General features: G+C 70.5%; 5 protein-coding genes and 3 pseudogenes. 4 read left to right on the top strand and 4 right to left on the bottom strand.

The features are described 5' to 3' along the window. Positions 1-250 precede the first annotated feature (250 nt). Entirely contained in the window at positions 251-1,261 is a 1,011-nt protein-coding gene (locus tag AB0M99_RS37285) for a pentalenene synthase (RefSeq protein WP_365928641.1), read from the top strand. A 117-nt stretch (positions 1,262-1,378) separates the two neighbouring features. Here AB0M99_RS37285 and AB0M99_RS37280 read toward each other — a convergent pair. After that, positions 1,379-1,696: pseudogene (locus tag AB0M99_RS37280) on the bottom strand (DDE-type integrase/transposase/recombinase); the annotation flags it as partial. Beyond that, positions 1,690-3,036 (bottom strand): endonuclease domain-containing protein, encoded by a 1,347-nt coding sequence (locus tag AB0M99_RS37275; RefSeq protein WP_365928639.1) that lies wholly within the window; start codon positions 3,034-3,036, stop codon positions 1,690-1,692. The pseudogene AB0M99_RS37280 and the gene AB0M99_RS37275, both read right to left, overlap by 7 nt. Positions 3,037-3,094: 58 nt before the next feature. On the opposite strand from AB0M99_RS37275, the gene AB0M99_RS37270 reads away from it, so the two are divergent. Beyond that, entirely contained in the window at positions 3,095-3,544 is a 450-nt protein-coding gene (locus AB0M99_RS37270; RefSeq protein WP_365928637.1) for a DUF6233 domain-containing protein, read from the top strand. 141 nt (positions 3,545-3,685) lie between these two features. Here the strand turns inward: AB0M99_RS37270 and AB0M99_RS37265 are convergent, their stop codons facing one another. Both AB0M99_RS37265 and AB0M99_RS37260 read right to left on the bottom strand, forming a co-directional pair. After that, positions 3,686-4,213: a hypothetical protein gene (locus tag AB0M99_RS37265; protein ID WP_365928635.1), complete on the bottom strand. Its 528-nt coding sequence runs from the start codon at positions 4,211-4,213 to the stop codon at positions 3,686-3,688. An 85-nt stretch (positions 4,214-4,298) separates the two neighbouring features. After that, the gene (locus AB0M99_RS37260; RefSeq protein ID WP_365928633.1) at positions 4,299-4,445 is read right to left on the bottom strand and encodes an albusnodin family lasso peptide; all 147 of its coding nucleotides are present in this window, start codon (positions 4,443-4,445) and stop codon (positions 4,299-4,301) included. Between the two features lie 211 nt (positions 4,446-4,656). Between AB0M99_RS37260 and AB0M99_RS37255 the strand changes: the two are divergent. Both AB0M99_RS37255 and AB0M99_RS37250 read left to right on the top strand, forming a co-directional pair. After that, positions 4,657-4,887, top strand: a pseudogene (locus AB0M99_RS37255) (helix-turn-helix transcriptional regulator); the annotation flags it as partial. A 481-nt stretch (positions 4,888-5,368) separates the two neighbouring features. Continuing rightward, positions 5,369-6,241: pseudogene (locus AB0M99_RS37250) on the top strand (molecular chaperone Hsp90); the annotation flags it as partial. Positions 6,242-6,389: the final 148 nt, after the last annotated feature.

The following is a 6,389-nucleotide window of genomic DNA, read 5'->3' as shown; positions in this document are numbered from 1 at the left end:
GCCCCGGCTTGTCGCCCACCGGCAACAACGGCTCCAGCCTTGCCCACTGTGCATCTGTCAGATCGCCACGCGCCACACCATGATCATCACCGACCAAGATCCACTTTCGCAACAGACCCTAGGGCTACGAGCGCAGTTTCGTGCCGCAGCAGGTGTTCAGGCACGGCCCGCGACAGGACCGAGGGGTGAACCGTCGTGGGTGCCTTGGCCCGCTGGGCCCCCGTCTGAGGAATCGTCTGGAGCTCCACCTATGTCGCAGGAACTCTCCATCGCCCTGCCGATCCCGGCTCTCCCCGTCAACCCCGACCGGGCCGGCGCCCGCGACCGCCATCTGGCCTGGGTGCGCAGACAGAAGCTGGTCACCGGCGACGAGATGGCGCGGCGCTATGCGTTCTCCCAGGTCGCCGAACTGTCGGCGTATTTCTACCCCGATGCCGTCGGCGAGGACCTTGACCTCGCCTTCGACATCATGGGCTGGTTCTTCCTCTTCGACGACCAGTTCGATGTGCCGCGCGGCACCGTTCCCACCGCGGCGATCACCGCGTGCGAGCAACTCATCGACCTGCTGCACCAGCCACCGGACAAGGACCCCGCGCCCGGCGGTGCCGCACCGATCGTGCTGGCGTTCGCCGACTGCTGGCGCCGGGAAACTCGCGGCATGTCCCAGCAGTGGCCGCGCAGAGCCGCCGCCGGCTGGGTGGAGTACCTGGAGGGCAACCTGACCGAGGAGGCCGACCGGCGGTCCGGCACGCGCCCGAACTCCGAGCAGCGCATGCACAACCGCCGGCGCTCGGTAGGGGCACGTCCCTGCTTCGACCTCGCTGAGAGGGTCGGCCACTTCGAGATCCCGCCCCTCGTCTGGCGCAGCACCCACATCGAGTCCCTGCGCCAGTGCACGGATGACTCGGTCATCCTGATCAACGAGATCTACTCCCTCGAATCCGATGAGGCCCGCAGCGATCCGAACATGGTGAGCTGCCTGATGGCAGAGCACCCCTACACCCGCGAGCAGGCCCTGGAGGTCGTGCGCGACCTCAACGACCACGCTGTCCACCGCTTCCTCGCCCTCAGTGGACAACTCCGGGACTTCTGCACCGCACTGGCCCTGACGGACACGGAAAACGCTGACGTCTTCCGTTATGTCGAGTCCATGCGCTGCCTGATCCGGGGCAGCTACGACTGGAGCCGGAGCAACGGCCGCTACTCCTCCTCGGCGTCAGCCACCCACGGACCCGCCAACTTCGGCTACCTCCACCCCTAACCGAGGCGCAGGCATCGGCGTCTTCCTGCCGGACACGGCGACGCCGCCGTGAGGCGTTGTCACGTTGTCGGGGGCGTGAGTGGCTGAGGGTGTGCGGGGGCTTCGGGCCGGCCTGGTTCAGCCGGCGGTGGGCAGGCCGGCGACACCGGTGATCTGGTTCCAGATGGTGAAGCGGATGCTCATCTCGAGGCGGTGGCGGCCGGCGGTCATCAGGTGTCGGTGGGGTCGGAAGTGGGGTGAGATGCCGGTGAACGCGGACAGGAACCGTTGCGCGCCGCCGACGGTGCGGAAGCCTTTCATCGCGCGTTCACGCTGGCGGGTGGGCTGGTGTGAGTTCTCCGTCCGGTTGTTCAACCCCTTGTGCGAGCGGTGCTCCACCGACGGCATCACCTCGCGGTGCGCGGCCCCGTAGGAGCGGAGCTTCACGCTCAGAAGAGCGCCAGGCCCTCGCCGCTGGTGTCGGCGATGACTGGCCGGGACTGGGTGGGGAGGCCGTCGAGGCGGTCAGGTCCGGCTGCGGCGGCCACGTCGGGGGCGGTCTCGGCCAGCCAGGTACCAAACCGCCCGACGGCTTCACGGTAGGGGACTCGCGCCAGGACACGGTGCTCGCCGGCGGGGCAGAAGTCGACGGTGACGGTGAGCAGGCAGGAACGGGGGGCGTTCTGGCTGCCCGTCCAGGACACGCGCAGCACTCCGCAGGGCTTGCGCCCGCGGGAGCCGCGGGTGTGGTGGGTCGGGCGCAGTGGTCGGCAGGCGGTGTGGGCGGTCCATGCGGCGAGGTGTGGCAGGGGCAGGGTGGTGCGGGCGCGGCAGCCGGGGCAGCGGTGCCAGTGGCGCAGCCAGTGGTCGGTGTCGGTGTCGAAGAGGCGTGTGTAGCGGTCGGCCACGCGGATGTCGTTGCTGTACAGGTGGTCAGGGCGTTCCAGGGTGTTGCAGGACTGGCAGACCGGGGCTCGGACGTAGCCGTGCTCGTGGCAGTGGTCGAGTACAGCGGCGGGTGCGGTGCCGCAGACGGCACACGTCCACGCGGCCACCTTGGCGGAGATGCCGGGCTTCCTGCTGAGCACCGAGTACAGGTGACCTTCCAACTCGCCGGTGTACGGACGCGGTGGGGCGGGCGGGCGGTCGGGGCTCGTCGTCTGCCGGTTGTCGCCGGCTCGGGCCTGCCGGGTCCGGGAGGGCGGCTCGGTGACGGCTGCGCCTTCCTGGCGGGCCTGGGCCGCTTGCAGCCACTGTGTTTCGGTGTGCTCGGCTCCGTCCAGCAGCCTGACCACGGCACGCGGCAGCCACCACGTCCGCACTGCGTGGTCGCGGGTCTGCTCCACGAGTATCCGCCGCCAGTCGATCCCCGCCAGATGCTGCGGTCGGCTCCCTTCGCGCCGTCCCGCCCGATCGGGATCGCCCAGCCCCTGCAATTCCCGGGTGATGCGCCGGCGCCATCGCAGCGGTGTTCCCTGGTTCTGTTCCTGGCGCGGCACGTGGCGGAACGGGCCGATGCGGACCAGGTCCTGGCGGTCCATCTCCACCGCGATCAGGTCCGCCGCCGCCTGACGCACCTCGATCTCCGAAACACTCCACCGGCCGCCGGTCTCCACCGTCGCCACCACACGACCGCCGAGCAGGACGTACCCCACCCGGGCATCGGCGGGAAACCCGGTGAAAGCCCCAGACACTGTCGGCACAGCGCTACCGGCCGTCAACCCGGTCCACAAAGCGTCCGCGGCGCCCAGAAGGATCAGACCACCCGTGCGACCCTCGATGGCAAGCTCCGGCATACCGACAGGCTAACGGCCGGCCCCGAATAGAATGCAGGCCAGGGGTGAGGAGGAACCGATGCCCGCAGGCAACGCCCGGGTGATCGTGATCCTGCCCGACGGCCAGGAACTCCGGGCCTCACTCCACGAACGGCGGCGCGGACCCGACGGCTGGCAGTACCGCGTCGCCATCACCCTCTGGCAAGCCGGGAGCGGCGGCCGTCAAGAGCCCGTGGAACACACCGTATGGCTGGACGCCGGCCATGTCCGCCCCATCGAAGGCGGCGACTACAGCGCCGTACCGACCCGCCCCCCAGCCCCTGCCGGCCGCGGAGCGGCCCGTCAGGCATGGACGATACAGAACCTGCCCCACCGGCCCGGCCACCCCGGCGCACGCCTCGTCCACATCATCGGCTGCCAGCCCGGCGCCCCCATCGATCTCGACCAGGCCCTCGAGGCGCTCCAGCAACCCCGCACCGTGCCCTGCCTCCAGTGCAAGGCCGCCACCTCACTACCATCGGCCGGCTGAACCACCCGCGCCACGACACCGAGGAGGTCATCAGGGGCGACCGGCTGGGACTGTAAATCGTTCGGCTCTGTCCCACATTCGGTGGTGACGGAACGTCATCGGAGAAGGGTGTGGCTCCTTTCGAGGGACGGGCTGAGCTGGTCATTTGCCGGTTCGGTTCGACTGCCGGTCGTGGAAATCCTTTCGAAACCAGCAGGTCACGCCCGCGCGCCGGGCCAAGATCGACAGGATGGAGGTGCGGGTCACCGCGCGACCCGCTGTGGTGGTCGAGTCGATCACTCGGGCACGCCTCAAGTCGCAGTTCACACAGGTGGGGCCGTCCCTCGAAAGGAGCCACACCCATCCACCTTCGTACCTGGTGGCGTACAGCGGCAGCGCTCCAGCTGGATCGGCGTGGACCACCGTGTGCTGTTCGTGCTGCTCGACTACCGCGTACACGCCGGACCAGCGCCAGGAGACGTCCTCGGGTAGCGGCCGACGGGCCAAGCTGCGCAGCTCGGCTTCGGCGGCGCCGCACCACCCCGGTACCGCGACCTGAACCCCGTCCGGTGTCCTGAACAACCGGGCGCTGGGCGTTCCGGTCTGCCAGAGCAGTCCGTCCGGGCCGAGACATGTGGCTCCGGCCGGCCGGAGCCCGCCGCAGCCGCGCGTGAACCCTCCGAAGATCACGATGAACCCCTTCCTGGTCCGGCATGACCGGTCGTGCGGTGCGGCACCCCGGGATCCGGGATACCGCACCGCACGAGGCAGTAGGTCAGGCGCAGTTGTAGGCGCGGCGCTTGTCCTCGCTCTGGCCGCCTCCCTGACCCTGGGTCAGGGCCACGAGGCCGCCGAGCTCGACGAGCTCCTCCTCGGGCTGCGAGGACATGGGGGTGGTGAGGTGTGCGTTCTGGCCGTCCATGACGACTCCCTCCATACGGAAGTACAGATGGTTGCCGCCGAGCGGTGCCCGGCGGGTGGTGCCTCACCAGGACACCGCCAGCCCGGTCGGATGCCGAGAAAACTCCCGCCGTGCGCAAGCCGTTTGCGTGCTGCGCACACGGCCTCGACCGGGTGTCACCGTCCGGCTACCGTGAGCAGGCTGATGTCCGGTGTTCCCGGAGGGGGCGGCCATGCGTGCTCAGGTACCGGACTGGAACTCTCCGCGCGCCCAGAAGTTCATTGGCGACGGCGACGTCGGGGGCCTGATCCGCTGGGCCCGCCAGCAGCAGGGCTGGCGGCAGATCGACCTCGGCAAGGCGACCGGCTACTCCGCCTCGGCCGTCAGCCGCCTAGAGACCGCCGACCGGCCTGCGACCGATTTGGACATGCTCAAGCGGTTCGCCGATGCCCTCGTCATCCCTCCGGGGGTACTTGCCACACTTCTCGGCGTAACCCCACCCCGGGCCACTACAGTTGCTAACGCTCAGCGCACGGACACTTCCGGGGAGGATCCGATGAAACGCCGGTCCCTCCTCGCCGTCGGCCTGGCCGTACCTGCGCTCGCCCTCGAGCGCTTTGACGAGGCCCTCGCACTGCTACCCGCACCCACATCGGCCCCGACCTCGAATCGCCTGATGGCCCAGTACCGCCAGGCACGTGCGCAGTTCAACCGCGGACTCCATGCCGAACTGATTGAGGCGCTCCCCGACCTCCTGGCCACCGCCGAGGCCTGCGCCGACCAAGGTGAGCCCGCCGACTACGCCCGGCTCGCTGCCTGTTACGACCTGGCCACGGAAACCCTGTCCAAGGTCGGCCGCTACGACGCCAGCAGGATCACCGCAGACCGGTCCAACACCTACGCACGTATCTCCGGCGACCCCCTGGCCGGCGCCGCGTCCGCCCGCGCTGCTCGCCCGGCCGCCGCTGCGGGACGCGCTGACCCAGCCGGTGCGGGTGCTGCTGCCGGACGGGACGACGGAGACCGTACGGTCGTACACGGCGTGGTGGCTGCGGGACCACCCCGTACTGGACGGCCGCCGCCCGGCCGGCCTGCGGGCCGCGGGCACGGACCCGCTGCTGATCGGCCTGTACGACTCCGCCGACGCGACGGGCTTCGAGGACGAGCAGGTCCTGCGGGCCCTGGGCGTACGCACGTCGGTCCCCGCCCTCCTGGACGAGCCGGGCGGCGCCGCCGAGCTGCTCGGCCGCCTGGCCGACCCCACCCGGGAGGTCTCGGGCACCCAGCTGCACGCCCTGTACACGGCCCTGGCCGACCTGGACCCGAAGCAGGTCACCCTGCCCGACGAGCTGCGCGCGGTGGTGGACGGCGCGCTGGTGGTCGTGGACGCGGCGGAGGCCCTGGTCGCCGACGCCCCGGACCTGCTGCCGCTGGCCGCCGGCCTGCCCCTGCTCCCGGTCGCCCCGTCCCGTGCGGCCGACCTGGCCGAACTGTTCCAGGTCCGGCGCCTGAGCGAGGCGGTCGACGCCGAGGTGACGACGGTCGGCGAGGAACACGAGGTCCCGCCCGCGGTCCACGCCCTGCTCGGCCCGGCGACCCCGGCGACGTACATCGAGCACGAGGAACTCCGCGCGGCCGACACCGAACTCGACTGGCGCCGAACCCCGGACGGTGTGATCCACGCCGCCACCCTGGAAGGCGTCGCCGCCGGCCTGGCCTGGGCGGCCGGCCAATGGCCCCGCCGCTTCGAGGTCGCGGCCCTGCTGGAGGACCCGTCGAGGACGGCGGAGCTGGCGAGGGACAGGTGGTTCGACTGAGGCGCGCGGTCAGTACTTGGCGGCAAGGCTGACCTGTCCGCGGTCAGTACTCGGCGGCAAGGCTGACCTGTCCGCGGTCAGTACTCGGCGGCAAGGCTGACCTGTCCGCGGTCAGTACTTGGCGGCGAGGCTGACCTGTCCGCGGTCT

Origin of the sequence: Streptomyces sp. NPDC051183 (assembly GCF_040682455.1) — a bacterium.
Classification (GTDB): domain Bacteria; phylum Actinomycetota; class Actinomycetes; order Streptomycetales; family Streptomycetaceae; genus Streptomyces.
The sequence above is the reverse complement of the archived record's forward strand: the minus strand, read 5'-3'. Positions and strand labels throughout refer to the sequence as shown.